Source organism: Mycobacterium sp. SMC-13 (assembly GCF_045311035.1).
Lineage (GTDB): Bacteria > Actinomycetota > Actinomycetes > Mycobacteriales > Mycobacteriaceae > Mycobacterium.
Genome location: NZ_JBJIAI010000012.1, coordinates 157,102 through 178,347 on the forward strand (window position 1 = coordinate 157,102; position 21,246 = coordinate 178,347).

Consider the following 21,246-nt stretch of genomic DNA (forward strand, 5'->3'; position numbering starts at 1 on the left):
CGCAGACATGACGACTTCCGAGATCGCGACGGTTCTCGCCTGGATCGACGCCCTCAACGACCGCGACCTGGACACCCTGGACAAGCTGTCGAGCGGTGACATCGAGATCGGTGACGCGAACGGCGCCACCCAGGGGCGGAATGCGTTGCGGGCCTGGGCAACCGACCTCGACGAGAAGTCGACGGTCGGCCGGATGTTCGTGCACGACGGCGTCGTGGTCGTCGAGCAGACCATCACCGGCGGCGGTGCCGACCGAGAGGCCGCGACCGCGTTCCGTGTCGTGCACGACCACGTCACCTCGGCGTTCCGGCACGACGACCTGGCCTCGGCGCTCGCGGCGACCGAGCTCATCGAGTCGGACGCGGTGTAGCGAGCACCGCCGCGATGGCGGTGGTCAGCGGTACCGACAACGCCAGCGCGATGCCGCCGACTGCCGACCGGGCGATCTCGATCGCCACGCTCTCGCTGGTCAGCACGTCGCCCAACGACCGGTTGGCGACGCTGAACAGCAGCAGCAGCGGCAGTGCGCTGCCGGCGTACGCGAGCACCAGCGTGTAGACGGTGCTGGCGATGTGGTCGCGACCCACCCGCATGGCGCCGGTGAAGATGGCCCGCCGGGACGCGCCGTGTTCGGCCAGTTCGAAGGCTGTCGACGCCTGCGTGACGGTGACGTCGTTGAGCACACCCAGCGAGCCGATGATGAAGCCGGCGAGCAACAGCCCGGTGATCGACACGGACCCCATGTAGGCCGCGATCTCGTTGTTCTGGTCTTCCGACAACCCGGTCAGGTGCGCCAATTCGATTGCACCCCAGGACAACACCGCCGACAACAGCAGCGAGCTCAGAGTGCCGAGCAGGGCGGCGCTGGTGCGCAGGCTGACGCCGTGCGCCAGGTAGATCACGGCGTACAGGATCACCGACGACGCGACGAGCGCGACCGGGATGGCCGAGCCGCCGTCCCGCAGCGCCGGGAGCAGGAAGACCGTCAGCACCACGAACGCGACGGCGATACCGACCAGCGCCCGCAATCCGCGCCAGCGGGCCACCGCGACCACCACCACGGCGAAGACGGCAGCCAGCGCGACGAGCGGCCAGGTGCGCTCGAAGTCGAAGAAGGCGTAGGTGGTGGTGCCGGAGTCGTCGACCTGGCGGGTCACCCGGATGTGGTCGCCGGCGGCGAGGTGCGGCTGGCCGGGGCCGGTGCTGAACTCGAGCAGGGTGTTGGCGCCGGAGTTCGGCCCGGAGTCGATGCCGATCAATGACTGCACGCAACTCCCGGCGCCCGGCGGGGCGGTGACCGGGGCGGAGGTCAGCACCGCGCCGACCGACGGGCTGCCGCAGTTGTTCATGCCCGTCGACACGACGTGCCCGGCCTCGGTGCTCACGGCGCCGCCGTGGGCGTTCTGGAACGGCAGCGGGATGTCGACGGCCTTGCCGTGCGGCCACAGCACGACGGCGCCGATCACGGTCGCCAGCCCGATCACCGCCAGAAGGCCGACGACGATCTTCGCGGCCAGCGGGCTGAGCGGCGCCGGGCCGGAACTGTGCGAGTGGGTATGCGAGTGCGCCACCCGAGTCAGCCTAGGGGGTCGGCCTGAGAGCTTCCCGACGCTCCGCCTCGATCACCAGCTTGGCGGACAGCGTCGTCAGCACGTACTTGACCACGGCCCGGTAACCCAGACCGACGATGCGCCAAGGACTTTCGAAGGTCCCGTGCCAGTCGATGCGGGTACCGTCGGGCTCGGGCGTGAAGGTCACCTGCGCCTGGTAGTTCCGCACCGGGGTCTTCGAGATGATGGTGTAGCCGTGCCGCCTCCCGGGCTCATGGATCGTCGTCTGCTCCCGCGCGGGAAACCGTGGCGTACCGACGGCGCGGATGGCCCCGACGCCGCCGTCGTCGGCGGGCCCGCGGGTCTCCCAGGCCGAGTAGTTGATCAGGGGCCGTGCCCACTCGGACCAGCGCGACCCGTCTGCCACCACGTCGAACAGCGTGCTCGGCGTGGCCCGCGCATGGCGGGTGACCAGTACTTCGTAGTGGTGTGTCATGTTGACCAAATTAACGGAACAGTGTTCCATTAAGCAATGGATCTGCCGGATTCCCCAGCGGCGCTGTCGTTCGCACGCGCTCGCAGCCCGCAGCAGCGGGAGGACCGGTTACGCCGTCTGACCGCGGTCACCCGGGCGCTGTTGGACGACGCCCGAGCCAGTGAGCTGACACTGGGGGAGATCGCCGCCGCGGCGGGCCTGGCCAAATCGGGCGTGCTCCGTTACGCCGGTTCGCGGGAGGCATTGCTGCTCTCGGTGATGTACCACGAGCACCTGGGTTGGCTGGCGGACCTGCGGACGCAGCTGCAAGACGAACGACGCACGCCGGCAAAGGCTTTGGCGCACACCCTGGCGCACCGCCCGGTGCTCTGTGACCTGATCAGCGCCGCGCCGGTGCTGATGAATCGGCTGACGCCCGAAGCGGCCGAGACCGTGCGTACTCAGGCACGCGATGTCGAGGACCGGCTACGCGAGACCCTCAAGCCCCGGCTGGCGCTGGACCGGCAGCACCTGGTGCTGCTGACCGCCGCGCTCCACGCCTTCGCCGGCGCGGTATGGGGCTGGGCGGCAATCGATTCCGTCAAGCAGCCCGAACCCGGCACCGAGCTCGAGAACACCCTCGCCGCGCTGCTGCGGACCTTCATCGCCGGCCTGGACCAGTGATTTGTGCACGATTTTCCGCGACTGCCGCGGAAAATCGTGCACAAATCCCGAGAGATTACTGGCGGTAACTCGCCAGGAAGTTGCCGAGGCGCTCGATCGCGGCGGCCAGGTCCCGCGCCCACGGCAGCGTCACGATGCGCAGGTGATCCGGTGTGGGCCAATTGAATCCGGTGCCCTGCGTCAGCAGGATCTTCTCCTGCAGCAGCAGGTCGAGGACCAGCTGCTCGTCGTCCCGGATCTCGTGCACCTCGGGGTCCAGCCGCGGGAACGCGTACAGCGCACCCTCGGGCTTGACGCAGGAGACGCCGGGAATCTCGTTGAGCTTCTGCCACGCGACGTCACGCTGCTCGAGCAGCCGACCGCCGGGCAGGATCAGGTCCTCGATGCTCTGGTGCCCGCCGAGTGCGACCTGAATGGCATGCTGCGCAGGCACATTCGGGCACAGTCGCATGTTGGACAGCAGGCTGATGCCCTCGATGAAGCTGGTCGCATGTTCCTTGGGGCCGGTGATGACCAGCCAGCCGGAGCGGTAGCCGGCCACGCGGTAGGCCTTGGACAGCCCGTTGAACGTCAGGCACAGCATGTCCGGGGCCACTGAGGCCATCGGGATGTGCTTGGCGTCGTCGTAGAGGATCTTGTCGTAGATCTCGTCGGCCAGCAGCAGCAGCTGATGCTTGCGCGCCAGGTTCGCGATCGACTCCAGGGTCTCGCGGCTGTAGACCGCGCCGGTGGGGTTGTTCGGGTTGATCACGACGATCGCCTTGGTGCGGTCGGTGATCTTCGACTCCAGGTCGGCGATGTCGGGGTTCCAGCCCTGCGTCTCGTCGCACAGATAGTGCACCGGGGTGCCGCCGGCCAGCGCCGTCGACGCCGTCCACAGCGGGTAGTCCGGCGCCGGGATCAGCACCTGGTCGCCGTTGTCGAGCAGCGCCTGCAGCGTCATGGTGATGAGCTCGGAGACGCCGTTGCCCAGGAACACGTCATCGATGTCGAACTTCGGGAACCCGTCGACCAGCTCGTAGCGGGTGAACACCGCACGGCGCGCGGACACGATGCCCTTGGAATCGGAGTAGCCCTGGGCGTGGGGGAGGGCGGCGATCATGTCGCGCATGATCACGTCCGGCGCCTCGAAGCCGAACGGCGCCGGGTTACCGATGTTGAGCTTGAGGATGCGGTGACCCTCGGCCTCGAGCCGGGAGGCCTGCTCGTGTACCGGGCCACGGATCTCGTAGAGGACGTCCTGCAGCTTGGTCGACTGCGCAAACGTCCGCTGGCTACGAGGGTGGCCGCTATGCCATGTGCGGTCAGCGGGTACCTGGTGGGTGGTCACGGTTTCCATGCTCTCATCGGTGTCGAATTCTTTTGCCCATCTGCGATCAGGGCCACATATGCCAATGGCCAGCTACGACGCTCCTGGTGGCGGGTCGTAGCTGGCCATTGCGGTGTACTTCGCGTTACCGCTTACCGGGGCGCTTTGCGCCCGGGCGCATGCCCAGTCCGACGACCGGCGGTTCCGGCTTGGCCTCTGCCGCCGGAGCAGCAGGTGCCTCGGCTGCCGGTGCCTCGGCTGCCGGCTCAGCAGCCGGAGCCTCAGCAGCCGGAGCGGCGGGCGCCGCCGGTGCCGCTGGAGCCGCAGCCTTCTTGGCGCCGGGGCGACGCGCGCCCGCAGCCAGGCCCAGACCCTTCACCGGAGCCTCGGGAGCGGCCGGTGCGGCGGGAGCCTCGGCTTCAGCAGCGGGAGCAGCCTCGGCGGCCGGAGCCGCGGCGGCAGCCGGAGCCGCAGCCTTCTTGGCACCCGGACGCTTGGCGCCCGCAGCCAGACCCAGGCCCTTGGCCGGGGCGGCAGCAGCAGGAGCCTCAGCAGCGGGAGCAGCCTCGGCGGCCGGAGCCGCTGCAGCCGGGGCGGCAGCCTTCTTGGCACCCGGACGCTTGGCAGCCATGCCCAGACCGGTGACCGGCTTGGCGGCGGCCGGAGCAGCAGCAGGTGCCTCAGCGGCCGGAGCGGCCTCAGCAGCAGGCGCAGGAGCCGGAGCAGGCTTCGGCGCCTCCTTGGCCTTCTTCTCCGCGAGTGCCGCGGAAGCCTTTGCCGCCGTGCCCTTTTCGGGCAGCGTCACCTTGCTGGTGTCCAGCGAGTTCAGCAGCAGCTGCGCGACGTCGAGCACCTCGGTCTTGTCGATGCTGCGGGTCGCGGCGACGTCGTCGACGCCGTCGCTCATCATCACGCGGCAGAACGGGCAGCCCGTCGCGATCGCCGAGGCGCCGGTGTCGACGGCCTCCTCGGCACGCTCGGTGTTGATGCGCTTACCGATGTGCTCTTCCATCCACATGCGGGCACCACCGGCACCACAGCACAGGCCGCGATCGGCGTGGCGGGGCATCTCGGTGAGCTTCGCGCCGGCAGCACCGACCAGCTCACGCGGGGCCTCGTACTCCTTGTTGTGGCGACCGAGGAAGCAGGGGTCGTGGTAGGTGACCTCTTGGCTCGCCGACGACACCGGGATCAGCTTCTTGTCCCGCACCAGGCGGTTCAGCAGCTGCGTGTGGTGCACGACGGTGTAGTTGGCGCCGAGCTGTGGGTACTCGCGGCCGATGGTGTTGAAGCAGTGCGGGCAGGTGACGACGATCTTGCGCTTGTCGGGGTCGACGCCCTCGAACAGCTCGTTGATGGTCTCGACGTTCTGCGCGGCGAGCTGCTGGAACAGGAACTCGTTGCCGGCGCGGCGTGCCGAGTCACCGGTACAGGTCTCGCCGGTGCCCAGCACCAGGAACTTCACGCCCGCGGTGGCGAGCAGTTCGGCGACGGCCTTGGTGGTCTTCTTGGCGCGGTCCTCGTAGGCGCCGGCGCAGCCGACCCAGAACAGGTACTCGAAGCCGTCGAAGCTCTCGACGTCCTGGCCGTAGACCGGGATGTCGAAGTCCAGCTCGTCGATCCAGGTGGTGCGTTCCTTGGCGTTCTGGCCCCAGGGGTTGCCCTTGAGTTCCAGGTTCTTGAACAGCACGCCGAGTTCGCCGGGGAACTCGGACTCGACCATGACCTGGTAGCGGCGCATGTCGACGATGTGGTCGATGTGCTCGATGTCCACCGGGCACTGCTCGACGCAGGCGCCACAGTTGGTGCAGGACCACAGCACGTCAGGGTCGATGACGCCGCCCTGCTCAGCGGTGCCCACCAGCGGCCGCAGCGCCTGCTCGGGGCCGGAGCCCTCGATGCGGGCGAAGCCGTCCTCGGGGACGCCGTGTCCGTGCAGGCTGTTGCCCAGCGCGGCGAAGTCGACCGCACCCTCTTCGGGCATCGGCTTGCCCTCGATGATGTACGGCGCCTTGGCGAACAGGTGGTCGCGCAGGTTCATCATGACGAGCTTGGGGGACAACGGCTTTCCGGTGTTCCACGCCGGGCACTGCGACTGGCAACGACCGCACTCGGTGCAGGTCGCCATGTCGAGGTTGGCCTTCCACGTGAAGTCCTCGATCTTGCCGCGGCCGAACACCGCGTCCTCGGCCGGATCGTCGAAGTCGATCGGCTCGCCCTTGTACTCCATCGGCAGCAGCGGGCCGAGGCCGTCGGGCAGTCGCTTGAAGGTGACGTTGATGGGGGCCAGACCGATGTGCAGGTGCTTGGAGTGCAGCACGATCAGCAGGAAGACCAGCATGATGCCGATGTGCGCCAGCAGTGCGATGGTCTCGATCCACACATTGGCGGTGTGGCCCAGCGGGGCCAGCAGGGCGGCCATGCCGTCGGAGAAGAACGCGCCGTTCTGGTACGGGAAGTGCTCGCCGAGAACGTTGACGGCGGCACCGCGGAACACCGCGTAGGACGCGATGACCAGGAAGATCATGATGAGGATCTCCCACGCGCCGCCGTTGTGCGATCCGTAGAACCGGGACTCACGGCCGATGTTGTCGGGGTTCTTGGTCAGACGGATGATCGCGAAGACGATGATGCCGGCCAGCACGGCCAGGGCGAAGAAGTCCTGCAGGAAGCCCAGGACGGCCCAGTGTCCGACGAAGGGGATGGCGAACTTCGGATCGAACAGGACGCCATAGGCTTCCAGGTAGACCGATGCCAGGACGAAGAAGCCCCACATGGTGAAGAAGTGCGCAATGCCGGGGATCGACCACTTGAGGAGCTTCGACTGGGCGAAGACTTCCTTGTTCTGGTTCAGGAAGCGGCGGACCAGATCGTCCTTGCGCCCACGTTCGTCGCCGAGCTTCTGCCCGGAGCTGATCAGCTTGGTCAGCCACAGGATGCGCTTGGCGGCGAACCCCAGGACGATGACCGTTGCCAACAGCCCGATGACCAATCTGGCCACGTCGAGCGTGTGTTCGAGATTCTCCACCGCGCCTCTCCCAGTTATGTAGCTACCGGCTGGTAACTTATTGAGGTTACCAACGGGTAACTTAAGCTAGATGCCTGCTCATAGTCGCATCCTGGGCAGAACGCACGCTAGCAAGGCTGTCCTAACTTGAGCTGCGACTACGCGCTCGCTTCATTACCCAGAATCGGCCTCGTTCAAGCGCTGGCCACGCGCTTCCTTATATATGGACGGCGTCAGGCTTTCTCGACGAGCAGCGCCCGCAGCATCGACAACATCTCTGACCGTGATTCGGCCCCCAACCTGCGGCGAATGCGGGCGACGTGGTGTTCGACGGTCTTCGCTGAGATGAGCAGCCGGGCCCCGATATCGCGGTACGGCATGCCCTGCAGCACCAGTTCGGCGACCTCGCGCTCGCGGTCGGACAGCCGTGTCCAGGCGGGCGTTGCGGCAGCTGTGGCCCGAGCGTCACCCGAGGCAGGAGGTGGTGTGGTGTTGCGCACATCTGCGCCCGCAACGGGCTCACGCGGAATAGCCGGGGCCGCGGGCTCGATGGGATCGGCCGCGGCCTCGAGGGCCGCGTCCTGCTTGAGGTCGCGCGCCAGCTGCAGCATCGCACCGGAGATGCGGCCGTCCGCCGAATGCAACGCGGCCTGACTGGCCAGGCGCGTGGCATCCCACGTCAGCCCGAATCGCGCCAGCCCGCGGGCGGCCGCCGTCACCTCCGCGGCGTCGACGCCGTCGGCCAGGACCCGCAGCCACGCGCGGCCGGCGGCGGCGAGCGCGGTGGCGTAGGCGCCGTGTGCGCCCTCGGCCCGGCTGGCGGCGGCCAGCGCCTGCCCGTGCGGGGCGACGGCCTCGGGCGCGTTGGCCAGGATGCCGGCGTGCACGCCCGCCCAGTGCAGCGGCACCGCCCAGAGCGCCGGATTGCCGGCGGCCCGTAGCAGTCCGAACGCCTCGGCCAGCGGTTGGCGCAGCTGGTCGAGCTGCTGCAACCGCGCTGCAGCGACCCACAACTCGCCGAGCGGCAGCAGTGCGAACAGGTCCAGGGAGTATTCGGCCAGCACTTCCATGGCCGCGTACCAGTGCTTCTGCAGGGCGCCGGTGTCGCCGCTGCGCCGTGCGACCGCGGTCTGCAGCGCGGTGAACCACAGCGCGTCGCGCCGGTGCAGGTCGGCGATCTCCGGGGCGCCCAAAGCCGGCACCGCCGAATCGAGTTGGCCGTCGAGCATGCGGATCCAGCCGAGCAGCAGCCGGTGGCGCAGACCGGTGAAACCCGCATCGCCGCCACCGGTTCGGATGGCCCGGCCGATGACGCTGCGCGCGCGGACAGCGTCGCCGCCGTGCAGGGCGACGAGGCTCAGCAGTGCCGCGGGGCTGTCCGGTGCGACCGAGTGGACGCCGTTGGCGGACCCGAGGGCCTGCGTGAGGCGTGCCATCGCGACGGCGAACGGCTGGTCGAGCGTCAGCAGCATGCCCTCTGCCATACCGCGCGCCGCACGCGCGGAAGACGTTGGCGGATTTGAGTTCTCGGCCTGCAGACAGGCCCGGGCCAGGTCCGCGTCGGCCGTGGCGACACCGACCACGGCGCCCGCGGCGGCCACGAACGGATCGGCATCGGGGCCGAGCCACCGGAACAGATCCGCGGCGTGCGCGGCAGCGCCGTCGTGCATGGCGACACTGGCCGCGATACGCACGGCCTGCGCGCGGACGGCGACGTCGTCGGCGGTGAGCAGTTCGTCGGCCAGGGCGCCGGCCGTCGTGCAGTCGCCGGTGACGGCGAGAGCGTCGGCGAGGTGGACGTCGGCCGGAGCGGTGCCGGCGCGGGCCGCGGCGCGGTACAGGCGCGCTGCCTGACGCGGCGCGGCGGATCCGGCGCGGTGGATCAGGTCGGCCGCCAGCAGGTCATCGACGGTGCCGTGCTCGGCCAGCTTCAGCGCCAATTCGGTTGACAGGGTGACAGATTCGATCTGCGAACGCAGTAACCGGCATTCGGTCTCGCGGTGCCGCGCGGCACCGACCAGTCGGGTGAGGCACCGGTGCAAGGTGTCGATGAACCGGGGGTGCAACGAGGCGGACAGCAGGCCACTGGCGCGGGCCCGGTCCATCAGGACGGCCGCGTCGTTGCCGGGCAGTTGCAGGGCGGCGGCGATGTCGTCGGGTCCCAGTTCGGGGCTGAGCGAACACAACAACAACGTGTCCAGCAGGTGCTCGTCCAGCCTGCGCAGCCGCTCGCTCAACGCGACGGACGCGGCCCGGATCGGATCGGCGCCCGAGGCCAGGGCCGACAGCGCCGAGTACACCAGCAGCGGGATGCCACCGGTGCCGGCGATCAGGGCGGGCACCTGGGTGCCGGGGACGCCGGCGCGGCCCAGCGCCTCATTGATCTCACGGGGCGTCATCGGCGCCAGCTGGATCGGCGGGTGCTGCCGGCTCAGCGTGGTGGTGAGGGCGTTGAGCGCGGGCTCGTGTGCCAACGGCTCGGCGCTGACCACCACGGTGCGGGCCGGGTCGCCGGCCAGCTCGGTCAGCGCGTCCAGCTCTGCCGGGGACAGCAGCTGGGCGTCGTCGATGACGATTGCCGCCTCCGGTGCCTCACCGGGCTTAGGGACCCGCGCGAGCATCGTCGTGCCGTTGGCCCGCAACGTCTTTCGCACCGCTTCCAGCGCGGTGGTCTTGCCGCTGCCGATACCGCCGAGCACCAGCGACGTGCCGGCCGCTGCGGTCATCAGCTGGTCGATGCCGAGGGGACAGAGGTGACAGGCGCCGACGCCGCGGGTGCCGACGCGGCGGGTGCTGACGCCGATGCCAACGACGCCGTCTTGGGCTGCTCGGCCGTGTGCTCTGAGCTGGGCGCCTGGGTCGACGGCGCCGCCGTCGGCGTCTGCGTGCTGGGCGGCTGCGTCGTCGGCGGCTTCGTCGTGGTCGGCGGCGGCTGCGTGGTGGTGGGCGGCTGCGTCGTCGTCGGCGGTTGCGTCGTCGTGGGCGGCTGGGTGGTGGTCGTGGTGGGCGGCGTCGTCGTGGTCGTGGTCGTCGTCGACGGGGTTGTTGTCGTCGTGGTGGTGGTCGTGGTCGTCGTCGAGCTGGTGGTCGAGCTCGTGGTCGACGGATCGGTGGTGGTCGTGGTGGTGGTCGGCGCGTCCGTGGTGGTGGTGACCGGGTTGGTCACCGTCGAGGTCTCCACCTGGCCGTTCGGATTCGTCTGTGTCACAACGGACTTGGTGGCCTTATAGGTGCTCGTGGTGATGGAGCCGTCGGGGCCGGTGATGGTGGTGGTGACGTCGACGGTCACCGGGCCGGACGGGGTGTCGTTGCTGGTGAGCCCGACCGCGGCCCAGCTGCCGCCGGCGACCAGGAACGCCGCGGCGGCCGCGCCGAAGATCAGCGGTGGGCGCCGGTACCAGGGCACCGGCGCCACGTCGGGCAGGTTGTCCTCTTCTTCGTGGGCGAAGTCCATCGCCGGCCGGGCGGTGGTCTCGCCGAAGGGCGCCGCCTCGGCATAGCCGGTCGCAAAATCAGCGGGGCCGACGGCCGCGCCGGGTTCCTCGTCGTCAGACCAGGCCAGCGACGGCCCGACGGTCGAAGAGGGGTTCGCGTCCACGGGCGGTACCGGGGCAGCCATGGTCTCGGGGCCGCCTGCCCAGCCTGCCGGGCCCGCGGCCCAGCCCATGGTGGGGGCCATGCCCGTCGGGGCGTCGGCGCTCATGGTGCGCTGATCGACCAGCGGGGCGCCGCCGGCGGCGGTGAGCGCCGGCTGCGGCGAGGTCACGACCGGAACCCGGAAGTGCTCGGAAAGTCGTTGCGTGACAATCGGAATCGATGCACCGCCACCGGCAGTGGCCACGGCGGTCAGGACGCCGGCCGGAATCTGGTTGCGCTGCAGGGTTTCCTGCAGGACGGCGAGCAGCCCCGCCAGCGCAGGTTCGAGCAGCCGCTCCAGCTCAGGGCGGGTGATGCGCAGCGCCGACGCGAAGCCTGGCAGATTGGCGTTGACCGACGTTGCCGTCTCCGACGAGAGGCGCTCCTTGGCCTGCCGGCACTGGTCGCGCAGCTGGGACAGCGAGCCGACGGCCGCGGTGCCGGCCGGATCCGCGTCGGACGAGTCGCTGATGCCGGCGATGACGTGGTTCAGCAGGGCCTGGTCCACCAGGTCTCCGGAGAACTCCGGATAACGCACGGTCTCGCCGATCTGGCTCAGCGTCGCGGCGTCGGCGATGGTCACGCTGGTGCCGCTGCCACCGAAATCGCAGAGTGCCACCACGCCGTGGTCGGGCAGTCCGGACCCGGCCTTGAGGCCGGCCAGGGCCGCGGCCGCATCGGAGACCACGGGTGCGGCGGCCAGGCCCGGCTTGCCGCGCAGCGCCGCGGAGAGTGCGCCGATGGTGGACATGCCCCAGTGCGCGGGGGCGGCGATGACGATCGGGGCGCCGCCACCCGCGGTGCGGGCCATGGAGTCGAGGGCCTCGGCCAGGACGGCTTCGCCGCGATGCGCCGAACCGTCCGGGGCGATCAGGGGGATCGGGTCGCCGACGCGCTCCACGAACCCGGTCAGCACGAGGCCGCCCGGCTGGGTGGGGATGCCGACTTCGGCGGGCCGGTCCGGGTACAGGGCCAGGATCGCGCGACGGCTCAGCGGCGGTCGCCCGGCCGGCACGGCCACCAGATTGGTCTGGCCGATCGACAAACCGAGGCTCATAAACGTCCACTCCTTTGACGCGCTATCGAACTTGCATGTAGTCGGACTGGGGCCACCCTATGCGCTGGCGGCCTGGGGGTGGGACACAATCCCCTAACGATTGGTGAATCCCTAACGGGAGTGCCCCTAACGGGTGACGTCGGGTGCTGGGGTCAGCACCGATCTCCAGGAGCTTTATCGGCGATAGCATCGAAATAGTTATCAACGGGTCCCCAGAAAGGAGCAGGTGCCATGGCAAATCCGCTACTGGATTTCGTCATGTCGGTCGTCCGTGACCCCGACGTGGCTGCCCACTACGCCGCCGACCCTGCCGGTGCCATCGCCGACGCCAACCTCAGTGGCGTCACCACGGCGGATGTCGCGCACCTGATCCCGGTCGTGTCCGAATCCCTGGGCACGGTGTCCTCCGTGGCGGGTGGCGTGCCGACCGCCGGATTCGACGATCCCGGCGTCAACGTCTGGACCAGCGGTGCCGCCACCGCGGCGTTCGATGCGTTCGACGCCTTCGACACACATGTGCCGACGGTGGTGTCGCCGCAGGTGATTTCTGACCCTGACCTCGGCGGATTCGACAGCGGCCCGGTCCTGCCGGCCCACGAGGCCGTGCCGGACCTGGCGGTGTCCGACGATCTGGGCCTGCACGGCGACGTCCCGGTCGTCGATGCCGGGCAGCTCTCCGATCCGGGTGTGCTCGACTGGCACCCCGTCGACACCGCAGACCCGTCGGCCGGTGTCGAGCATCATCAGGACTTCGACTTCTTCAGCTGACCAGCTCATCCCCGAAACGCCGGTGGCCGCCATGGCCACCGGCGTTTTGTGTTCTCCCACCGCACATTCAGCAAACACCCTAGCCATCCCCTAATCCCCTAATAGGGGGAGCGTGGATACCCCACTAAGTTTCGTTGGGGGTAGGGGTGGTTGCCCCGTTTGCACGGCCCTTGACGGCCCCTAACGTTGTTCTCAGTTCGCCGGACAGCGGCGAGAGAACTTCCACAGAGCAACACCCAACGAAAGGGACTCCAATGACCAGCCTGATCGAATTCATCATCGACCTGTTCCGCTTCCCGACCGTCGCGAGCTCGTTCGTCGCGAACCCCGAGCAGACCATGCGCGACGCCGGCCTCGCCGGTGTCACCTCCGCGCAGCTCGCCTCGGTCGCCGCGAGCGCCGTTCCCGCCGGCGTCGTGCTCGGTGGCGGCGACCCGGTCGTCGGCCTGCAGAACGCGGTCTCGGACTACTACAGCATGTCCTCGCCGTTCTCCCCGCAGACCGGCTTCGTCTCGCAGCCGACCTTCGCTCCCAACACCGACTTCGCGAGCAACAACAACGTGCCGGTGGCCAGCGGCAACAACATCCCGGTGCTGAGCCCCGACCAGCACGCCGGCGCCAACGCCCAGCAGGGTGCGTTCAACCTGGGCTTCGGTGACATCACCCTCGGTGGCAGCCACGTCCAGCAGGGCGACGGCGGCGTCAACATCGCGGGCAACAACCACGGTGACATCGCCAGCGGCAAGGGCGCCGTGCAGGGCGACGGCAACACCGTCACCAACGGCGACATCCTGACCGGCAGCCACTCCCCGGTGATCGTCGGGACCGGCAACCACGCGACCGACAACTCGCAGACCGCGGGCGGCCACATCATCCAGGGCAACTCGGGTCCGGTGGTCAACGACGTCAACACCGGTGGCGGCAACGGCGGCGGCGCCAGCGCCGGCGGCGGCCTGATCGGTGGCGGCCACGCCAGCGGTGGCAGCGGGGGCAGCGGCGGCAACATCGTCATCAACGACGGCAACACCTCGTCGACGCACGTCGGTGGCAACCAGACCACCGTCGGTGGCGACCTGGGCAGCGGCAACAAGAGCGTCATCGACGACTCGTCGCACTCCTCGACGGTGAACACCAGCCTGAACAGCGGGAACACGGCCAACACCAGCATCGGTAGCGGCAACAGCACCCACACCAACATCGGCAGCGGGAACACCACCCACACCGACCTGAGCGCCGACAACTCGGTGCACAGCACGGTTGCCGACAGCTCGGTGCACGAGGCCAGCATGAACACCTACGCACCGACCGAAACCCACACCACGACCGATTTCAGCCACACCACCCACGTCGATCCGCACATGCACTGATCGATCGCGACAAACCGTCCGGCGGGGCCACCTACAGGCCCCGCCGGATGTTTGCGCATACCGTTAGACAGTGAGAATGCAGTCGAGGAGAGCCCAGTGACGCAGCCGAACGAGGCGAACCCGCGCCCGGTCGCGGTGATCGTCGAGTTGATCGACCACACCAGCCGGATCGCAGGCCTCAACGACCGCGAAGACCTGGCGCAGCGGTTGCTGGCGGCCAAGACCCGGATCAGCGATCCGCAGATCCGGGTGGTCATCGCCGGACAGCTCAAGCAGGGCAAGAGCCAGTTGCTGAACTCGTTGCTGAACATGCCGGTCGCCCGCGTCGGCGATGACGAGAGCACGGTGCTCACCACCGTCGTCCACTACGGGGACGCGGCGGCCGCCGAACTGGTGCTGGCCCCCGCTCAGGAAGGCGCCGATCCGTCCGTCGTCGCCATTCCGCCCAACCAACTGTCGACCGATCTGCGTCACGCCCCGCAGGCCCAAGGTCGTCAGGTGCTGCGCGTCGAGGTGGCGGCGCCGAGCCCGATGCTCAAAGGCGGCCTCACCTTTGTCGACACCCCCGGTGTAGGCGGGCTGGGGCAGCCGCACCTGTCGGCCACTCTCGGGCTGCTGCCCGACGCCGACGCCCTCCTGATGGTCAGTGACACCAGCCAGGAGTTCACCGAGCCGGAGCTCACGTTCATCCGGCAGGCCGTCGAAATCTGCCCGGTGGCAACGATTGTCGCCACCAAGACCGACCTGTACCCGCACTGGCGCGAGATCGTCGCGGCCAACGCCGCGCATCTGCAGCGCGCGCGGCTCAACGTCCCCGTGGCTCCGGTTTCTTCCGCGCTGCGCACCCACGCGCTGGCGCTGAACGACAAAGAGCTCAACGACGAGTCCAACTTCCCGGCGATCATCAAGTTCCTCACCGAGAAGGTGCTCAGTCGCGAGAACGACCGCATCAAGGATCAGGTGGTCACCGAAATCCACGCGGCCGCCGAACATCTCACCCTGGCCGTGTCCACCGAACTCGCGGCGATCAACGACCCCGAGAAGATCGAGCGCATCAAGGCCGAGTTGGAGCAGAAGAAGGAAGACGCCCAGAATGCGTTGCAGCAGACCGCACTCTGGCAGCAGGTGCTCAACGACGGCATCGCCGACCTGACCGCCGACGTCGACCACGACCTGCGCAACCGGTTCCGCAACATCACCGCGCACACCGAGCGCGTCATCGACGGCTGCGATCCCACCCAGCACTGGGCCGAGATCGGCGCCGAGTTGGAGAACGTCGTCGCGACCGCCGTCGGCGACAACTTCGTCTGGGCGCACCAGCGCGCCGAGGCATTGGCCGCGGAGGTGGCCCGCACGTTCGTCGAGGCCGGGCTGGATTCGGTCGAACTGGCCGAGGTCAGGGCCCGCGACATGGGCGCCGGCCTGGGCGAGTTCAACCCGGTGGCGCGACTGGAGTCCGAGCCGATCCGGGCCGGGCACAAGGTGATCACCGGGATGCGCGGGTCCTACGGTGGTGTGCTGATGTTCGGCATGCTGACCTCGTTCGCCGGGCTCGGCATGTTCAACCCGCTGTCGCTGGGCGCCGGACTTGTGCTGGGCCGCAAGGCCTACAAGGAAGACATGGAGAACCGCATGCTGCGGGTGCGCGGCGAGGCGAAGATGAACGTCCGCCGGTTCGTCGACGACGTGTCGTTCGCCGTCGGCAAGGAGTCGCGGGACCGGCTGCGAAACATCCAGCGCCACTTGCGCGATCACTACCGGGGCATCGCCAATCAGACCACCCGCTCGCTCAACGAGTCGCTGCAGGCGACCCTCGCCGCGGCGCAGATCGAAGCCGGCGAGCGCGACAACCGCGTGCGGGAACTGGAGCGGCAGTTGAACATTCTGCGCCAGGTCATCGACAACGCGGTGAAACTGACTCCGGCCCTGGCGCAGTGAGCACGAGCGCACGCGTCCGCGCCATCCTGGGCGGCGTCATCTCGGCCTACCGGTCCGATCCCGTCTACCAGCACCGGCCGCAGGCCCTGGCCGAACTGGACTGGATCGGCCGCCGGCTCGATCAGCCGATCCGCATCGCCCTGGCCGGCACCCTCAAGGCCGGCAAGTCGACGCTCGTGAATGCGCTTGTGGGCGAGGAGATTGCGCCCACTGACGCCACCGAGGCCACCCGCCTGGTCACCTGGTTCCGCCATGGCATGACGCCCCGCGTCACCGCCAACCATCGGGACGGCCGCCGTACCGACGTGCCGATCACCCGCGGTGACGGCCTGACCTTCGACCTGGCGCGCTATTCCGGCGCGCAGGGCGCGGCCAATGTGGGGGACATCGTCGACCTCGATGTGCAGTGGCCCGCAGCCGAATTGGAACAGACGACCATCATCGACACACCGGGGACGTCGTCGCTGTCGCGTGATGTCTCCGACCGCACACTCCAACTCCTGGTGCCACGAGACGGCGTGCCGCGGGTGGACGCCGTGGTCTTCCTGCTGCGCACCCTCAACGCGCCGGACATCGCGCTGCTCAAGCAGATCGGGGAACTCGTCGGCAGTGGCTCGGGTGCCCTCGGCGTCATCGGGGTCGCATCTCGCGCCGACGAGATCGGGGCCGGACGCATCGACGCGATGATGTCGGCCCGTGAGGTGGCCACCCGGTTCACCGCGGAGCTGGACCGGACCGGCGTCTGCCAGGCCGTCGTCCCGGTATCGGGGCTGCTGGCGCTGACCGCGCGCACCTTGCAGCAGAGTGAGTTCACGGCCCTGCAGAAGCTCGCGGCCCTGGACGGTGACGGCGCCACCGCCTTGACCAAGGCCATGTTGTCGGCGGATCGCTTTGCCCGGCAGGATGATTCGCTGCCGGTGGACGCCATCACCCGGGCCGCGCTGCTGGACCGGTTCGGCATGTTCGGCATCCGGATCGCGATCGCGGTGCTGCGCGCCGGCGTGACCGACTCTCAGGGGCTGGCCGACGAACTGCTGGACCGCAGCGGGTTGGTGGCCCTGCGCGACGTCATCGATCAGCAATTCGCGCAGCGCGCCGACATGCTCAAGGCGCACACCGCGTTGCGCTCGCTGCGGCGCTTCGTGGAGGCCAATCCCATCTACGCGACGCCGTTCATCCTGGCGGACATCGATCCGCTGCTGGCCGACACGCACGCGTTCGAAGAACTGCGACTGCTCGGTCAATTGCGGTCCCGGCCAACCACATTGAACGACGACGAGATGGCCTCCCTGCGCCGCATCATCGGCGGCTCCGGAACTGATGCGGCGAGCCGGCTGGGGCTGAGCAACGACGCGCCGTACGACGGCCCGCGGGCGGCCTTCGCGGCGGTACAGCGGTGGCGCCGGCGGGCCGATCACCCGCTCAACGACCCCTTCACCGCGCGCGCCTGCCGGGCCGCCGTGCGCAGCGCCGAGGCCCTGGTGGCCGACTACGCGGCGCAGGGAAGGTGAGATATTCGAGATCGTTGGCAATTTGGTGCCCCGCGCGGCTACCGTTTGCGGGTGGCTCAATCGTTTGATCCCTTCGGCCTGGTAGGACGCGCGGTGGACGCCGCTCGACTCGGCCTGGACGTCTACAGCTGGACCGAGCAGCAGATCGTCGGCGCCCTGCGCAAAGGCCTCAACGAACTGGAACCCGAGGACGGTGCCGACGACGTCGTCGCGGCCGCCGACGCGCCGAAACCGGCCCCCGGCGACGAGTCGCTCAACTCCAAGATGAGCCAGCTGCTCAACCGGGCGCTCGACCAGAACACCGCGGGCAGTCAGACCGAGCTGTACCACCATCTGCTCGATCAGCTGGTGGCCGATGAGGCCCGCATCGTCGGCGCCCTGTCCGACGGCTCCGTCTCACCCTTGGTCAACGTGTACGACCGGACTCGCAAGGCGGTGCTGGAGAACGCGGCGCTGGTCGGCCGGACGGCGAACGTCGCCCTGCCGTCGATGACGCCGCAGTACGTCGGGCATTTGCTGGCGCTGCGCCTCGTGGAGATCGGCCCGGAGGATTCCGCGCTGAAAACCGAGTACGAGGTGTTGATGGCTGAGACCATCGTCCTCAACGCGATCAAGGCCGCGTCGAAGGGTCCGCTACCCGCCAAGGTGGAGAAGCTGACGTTGACGCTGTCGCCGCTCGGCCGATCGCTGTGGGCCGCCGCCACCGCGGAGGACGACCAAGACGGGTGGCGCTGATGTCATTGACCGAGATCCTCGTCGACTTTCGCGCGCACTGGATCATCTACTTCTCCATGCCGCTCGTGGCGGCGTTCGTGGGCTGGAGCACCAAGATCGTCGCGATGGAGATGATCTACCGGCCGCTGGAGTTCAAGGGCATCGGCCCGATCGGCTGGCAGGGCATCATCCCGCGCCGGGCCGGCAAGGTCGGCTCCACCACGATCGAGCTGCTCACCGCGAATCTGCTCAAACCCGAGGAACTGTTGTCCCGGATCGACGCCAAAGAGGCTGTCGAGGTGCTGCGCGAACCGTTGTCGGCGTCGATCAACGACATCGCCCGCGACGTCGCGGAGGAGATTCGGCCGGGCCTGTGGGATTCCCTGCCGGAGGCCGGGCGCCAGGCCATCCTCAATCGCATCCACTCGCAGGCGCCGCGCATCACCGAGAAGATGCTGAACGAGATGCAGTCGGACCTGAGCCGATTCGTCGACCTCCAGTTCCTCGCGGTCACCACGCTGGTGCGCAACAAGGAGAAGCTCAACAAGCTGATGCGCGGCCTGTCCGACGACGCCATGGCGTTCGTGCGGCGCAGCGGCATCTACTTCGGTCTGATCATCGGTACGGCCCAGATGTTCGTCTGGGCCATCTTCAAACTGCCGTGGATCATGCCGGCGTTCGGTTTCGGCATCGGTCTGGTCAGCGACTACATCGCGCTCAACATGCTGTTCCGGCCCGTCAAGCCGACAAAGTACCTGGGCTTCATCAAGTTCCAGGGGCTGCTGCACGCCCAGCGCGAGAAGATCACCGCGGACTACGCCCGCATCCTTTCCGAGGACCTGTTCGCGCCGGACATCCTGTATGACGGCATTCTCAAGGGTCCGGGTGCCGACAAGCTGTTCGCGATGATCGCGCGCGAAGTCGAGGCCGCCATCGACAGCGAGATCGGTGGCTTCACGGGCACGGTCGTCAAGTTCGCGGTCGGTACGTCGAAGTACAACGCGCTGAAGGACAGGATCGTCGACCTGGTGGTGGAGCGGTTGCCGGCCACGCTGCTGGACGCCCAGGACTACGCCATGAGCAAGATCGACCTCGAGCGCACGATCATCGACAAGATGAATCAGCTCACCAACGAGGAATACGAGTCGATTCTGCGGCCCGTGTTCAAGGACGACGAGCCGTTGATGATCGCCATCGGCGCCATCCTCGGTGGCTGCGTCGGTGAGCTGCAGGTGCTGATGATCGAGTTCTTCACGCACTAGTGCGGGCGCGGTCCCGGCGGGTGCGTGCGCCGGGACTGGGTGATGGACGTCGACGTCGTGGTGCGGCTGGTGGTCGTGCTGTCGCCCCGCGGGGTGGACGTCTCGGACGTGGTGTCCGTCGTCTCCGTCGTGGGCGGCATGTCGATGTCCGTCGTGGACGGGGTGACCGACGAGTAGCTGGTGGACGTCGTGGTGGTGACGACTGTTGTCGACGACGAGTGGACCGGGTCGGTCACGATGACAGGCACCGGCGGTGGCTGCGGCTGGTTGTAGTGCCGCGTCAACCACGTCCCGGCGAAGTACAGCAACGCGATGGCCGCGAGCGCGGCGATGCTGGCACCCACGAGGTGAGGGGTGCGCTCATGCCACGGCCGCTCGGTCATGGCCGGTCAGCGTAGCTGGGGAATGATCTCCCTGCTGAAGAAGTCGATGTGGTCGAGATCGGCCATGTCCAGCACCTGCAGGTAGATGCGCTCGACCCCGGCCGCGATGAACGGCGCGAGCTTGTCGACGATCTCGGCCGGTGTGCCGACAGTGGGGGAGTTGCCGCGCATCTCGTCGACCTCGCGGCCGATGGCGGCGGCCCGGCGGGCGATCTCCGCCTCGTCCTTACCCGCGCACAGTACGAAAGCCGCCGAGTACGTGATGCTTTCGGGCGCCCGGCCCGCTGCGTCGACGGCTGCCCGCACCCGGCCGAACTGAGTGGTCAGGGTGTCGATGTCGACGAACGGAATGTTGAACTCGGCGGCGAACTTGGCGGCCAGCGCCGGGGTCCGCTTGGCGCCGCCGCCGCCGATGATCACCGGCGGGTGGGCCTGCGCCGGCTTGGGCAGGGCCGGGGAGTTCTTGACGGTGTAGTGCTTGCCCGCGAAGTCGAAGTGCTCGCCGACCGGCGTGTCCCAGAAGCCCGTGATGATCTGCAGTTGTTCTTCGAGCCGGTCGAAGCGCTCGCCCAGGGCCGGGAACGGGATGGCGTAGGCCTCGTGCTCCTCGGCGAACCACCCGGCGCCGAGCCCCAATTCCACACGGCCACCGCTCATTTCGTCGACCTGCGCGACGGCGATGGCAAGTGGTCCGGGGTACCGGAACGTCGCCGAGGTGACCATGGTGCCGAGCCGGATGGTGCTGGTCTCGCGGGCGATACCGCCGAGCGTCACCCACGAGTCGGTGGGCCCGGGCAGCCCGTCGCCGGCCATGGCCAGGTAATGGTCGGATCGGAAAAACGCTGAGTAACCGAGCCTTTCGGCGGCCTGAGCGACGGCGAGCTGGTCGGCGTAGGTGGCACCCTGCTGCGGTTCGACGAATACCCGGAAGTCCATGACGCCCAGCCTAATGAATCAGAACGCCTTCACGCCCGCCGTCGAGACGAACATCCCGTGGCCGGTGCCGGCATTGGTGAAGCGCGTGCCCTCGGCACCGGCGAGGATCGTCCAACCCACCGCCGAGTACGTCTGGTAGTCGATCGTCACGGTCGGGATGGCACCGAGATTGCCCAGCCCCCAAGACAATTTGCCGTCGGCGGTGACCCGGACTCCGCGCGCGGTCTCCCCGTTGACCTGCGGCGCGTTGGCGAAGTTCGACTCGCAGTCGACAGCGGTCGCGTTGAGCTGGCACCGCGTCTGGCCGGACTTCGTCGCGATGAAGACGTAGCCGTTCTGCGGGGCGAGGGCCTGCGCGGTCGGCGGCACGGCGCTCGGTACCGGGATGGGGCTGACCGGAACCGGGCGGACCGCCTTCTCACTCGGCGTCGGTGTGCTCGCCGCAGACGTTTCTCCACTGGGCAGCCCCGACTTCGGGCTTCCGGGGGTGGTGCTGTCGCAGCCGGCGAGCAGCACGGCCGCGAGCGCGGCGGTGGCAGACATGGTGAGCCGTGTGTGGTTCATCGGCCATCAGGCTACGGGAGATCCGATCGCGCTGATCCAGACCGCTGCCCCGGCGTGCCGCGCTGCCTAACGTCGATCCTCCGTA

At 68.6% G+C, this 21,246-nt stretch carries 17 protein-coding genes; 8 read left to right on the forward strand and 9 right to left on the reverse strand.

Annotation, left to right across the window (positions count from 1 at the left end; translation table 11 throughout):
- Positions 1-7 precede the first annotated feature (7 nt).
- Positions 8-370 carry a nuclear transport factor 2 family protein gene (locus ACJH6I_RS19000; RefSeq protein WP_064859798.1) on the forward strand — a complete coding sequence of 121 codons (363 nt, stop codon included), beginning with the start codon at positions 8-10 and terminating at the stop codon, positions 368-370.
- On the opposite strand, the gene ACJH6I_RS19005 is transcribed toward ACJH6I_RS19000, so the two are convergent.
- Positions 348-1,571: a YibE/F family protein gene (locus tag ACJH6I_RS19005; protein WP_318984695.1), complete on the reverse strand. Its 1,224-nt coding sequence runs from the start codon at positions 1,569-1,571 to the stop codon at positions 348-350. The two genes, ACJH6I_RS19000 and ACJH6I_RS19005, sit on opposite strands and share 23 nt — an antisense overlap.
- Positions 1,572-1,581: 10 nt before the next feature.
- Entirely contained in the window at positions 1,582-2,046 is a 465-nt protein-coding gene (locus ACJH6I_RS19010) for an SRPBCC family protein (protein WP_406784389.1), read from the reverse strand.
- Positions 2,047-2,082: 36 nt separating this feature from the next.
- On the opposite strand from ACJH6I_RS19010, the gene ACJH6I_RS19015 reads away from it, so the two are divergent.
- Positions 2,083-2,709 carry a TetR family transcriptional regulator gene (locus ACJH6I_RS19015; RefSeq protein ID WP_406784390.1) on the forward strand — a complete coding sequence of 209 codons (627 nt, stop codon included), beginning with the start codon at positions 2,083-2,085 and terminating at the stop codon, positions 2,707-2,709.
- Between the two features lie 55 nt (positions 2,710-2,764).
- On the opposite strand, the gene ACJH6I_RS19020 is transcribed toward ACJH6I_RS19015, so the two are convergent.
- From ACJH6I_RS19020 to ACJH6I_RS19035, 4 genes are all read right to left on the reverse strand, one after another.
- Entirely contained in the window at positions 2,765-4,048 is a 1,284-nt protein-coding gene (locus tag ACJH6I_RS19020) for a pyridoxal phosphate-dependent aminotransferase (RefSeq protein ID WP_226520493.1), read from the reverse strand.
- Between the two features lie 115 nt (positions 4,049-4,163).
- Positions 4,164-7,046, reverse strand: a complete 2,883-nt coding sequence (locus ACJH6I_RS19025) for a heterodisulfide reductase-related iron-sulfur binding cluster (protein ID WP_406784391.1) — start codon at positions 7,044-7,046, stop codon at positions 4,164-4,166.
- Between the two features lie 212 nt (positions 7,047-7,258).
- Positions 7,259-9,751: an isoniazid response ATPase/transcriptional regulator IniR gene (gene iniR, locus ACJH6I_RS19030; protein WP_406784392.1), complete on the reverse strand. Its 2,493-nt coding sequence runs from the start codon at positions 9,749-9,751 to the stop codon at positions 7,259-7,261.
- Positions 9,751-11,718 carry an Hsp70 family protein gene (locus ACJH6I_RS19035; RefSeq protein ID WP_406784393.1) on the reverse strand — a complete coding sequence of 656 codons (1,968 nt, stop codon included), beginning with the start codon at positions 11,716-11,718 and terminating at the stop codon, positions 9,751-9,753. Before ACJH6I_RS19035 ends, iniR begins: the two co-directional genes overlap by 1 nt.
- Positions 11,719-11,949: 231 nt before the next feature.
- Here ACJH6I_RS19035 and ACJH6I_RS19040 point away from each other — a divergent pair, with 231 nt between their 5' ends.
- The 6 genes from ACJH6I_RS19040 (at position 11,950) to ACJH6I_RS19065 (ending at position 19,278) form a co-directional block, all read left to right on the forward strand.
- Positions 11,950-12,486 (forward strand): Rv0340 family IniB-related protein, encoded by a 537-nt coding sequence (locus ACJH6I_RS19040; protein ID WP_293011955.1) that lies wholly within the window; start codon positions 11,950-11,952, stop codon positions 12,484-12,486.
- 254 nt (positions 12,487-12,740) lie between these two features.
- Entirely contained in the window at positions 12,741-13,853 is a 1,113-nt protein-coding gene (locus ACJH6I_RS19045) for an IniB N-terminal domain-containing protein (RefSeq protein WP_406784394.1), read from the forward strand.
- 96 nt (positions 13,854-13,949) lie between these two features.
- Positions 13,950-15,791: a dynamin family protein gene (locus ACJH6I_RS19050; protein ID WP_406784395.1), complete on the forward strand. Its 1,842-nt coding sequence runs from the start codon at positions 13,950-13,952 to the stop codon at positions 15,789-15,791.
- On the forward strand, positions 15,788-17,302 hold the full coding sequence (locus ACJH6I_RS19055) for a dynamin-like GTPase family protein (protein ID WP_135357228.1): 1,515 nt from the start codon (positions 15,788-15,790) through the stop codon (positions 17,300-17,302). Before ACJH6I_RS19050 ends, ACJH6I_RS19055 begins: the two co-directional genes overlap by 4 nt.
- Positions 17,303-17,353: 51 nt before the next feature.
- Entirely contained in the window at positions 17,354-18,037 is a 684-nt protein-coding gene (locus ACJH6I_RS19060; RefSeq protein ID WP_406784396.1) for an Abi-alpha family protein, read from the forward strand.
- A complete protein-coding gene (locus ACJH6I_RS19065; protein ID WP_064857548.1) occupies positions 18,037-19,278 on the forward strand; it encodes a DUF445 domain-containing protein in 1,242 nt (413 codons plus the stop codon). Before ACJH6I_RS19060 ends, ACJH6I_RS19065 begins: the two co-directional genes overlap by 1 nt.
- Here the strand turns inward: ACJH6I_RS19065 and ACJH6I_RS19070 are convergent.
- The 3 genes from ACJH6I_RS19070 to ACJH6I_RS19080 are packed head-to-tail and all read right to left on the reverse strand — an operon-like array spanning position 19,275 to position 21,161.
- Entirely contained in the window at positions 19,275-19,661 is a 387-nt protein-coding gene (locus tag ACJH6I_RS19070; RefSeq protein ID WP_064857505.1) for a hypothetical protein, read from the reverse strand. The two genes, ACJH6I_RS19065 and ACJH6I_RS19070, sit on opposite strands and share 4 nt — an antisense overlap.
- 6 nt (positions 19,662-19,667) lie before the next feature.
- Positions 19,668-20,597 (reverse strand): LLM class F420-dependent oxidoreductase, encoded by a 930-nt coding sequence (locus ACJH6I_RS19075; protein ID WP_226520498.1) that lies wholly within the window; start codon positions 20,595-20,597, stop codon positions 19,668-19,670.
- Positions 20,598-20,615: 18 nt separating this feature from the next.
- A complete protein-coding gene (locus ACJH6I_RS19080) occupies positions 20,616-21,161 on the reverse strand; it encodes a hypothetical protein (RefSeq protein ID WP_406784397.1) in 546 nt (181 codons plus the stop codon).
- Positions 21,162-21,246 lie beyond the last annotated feature (85 nt).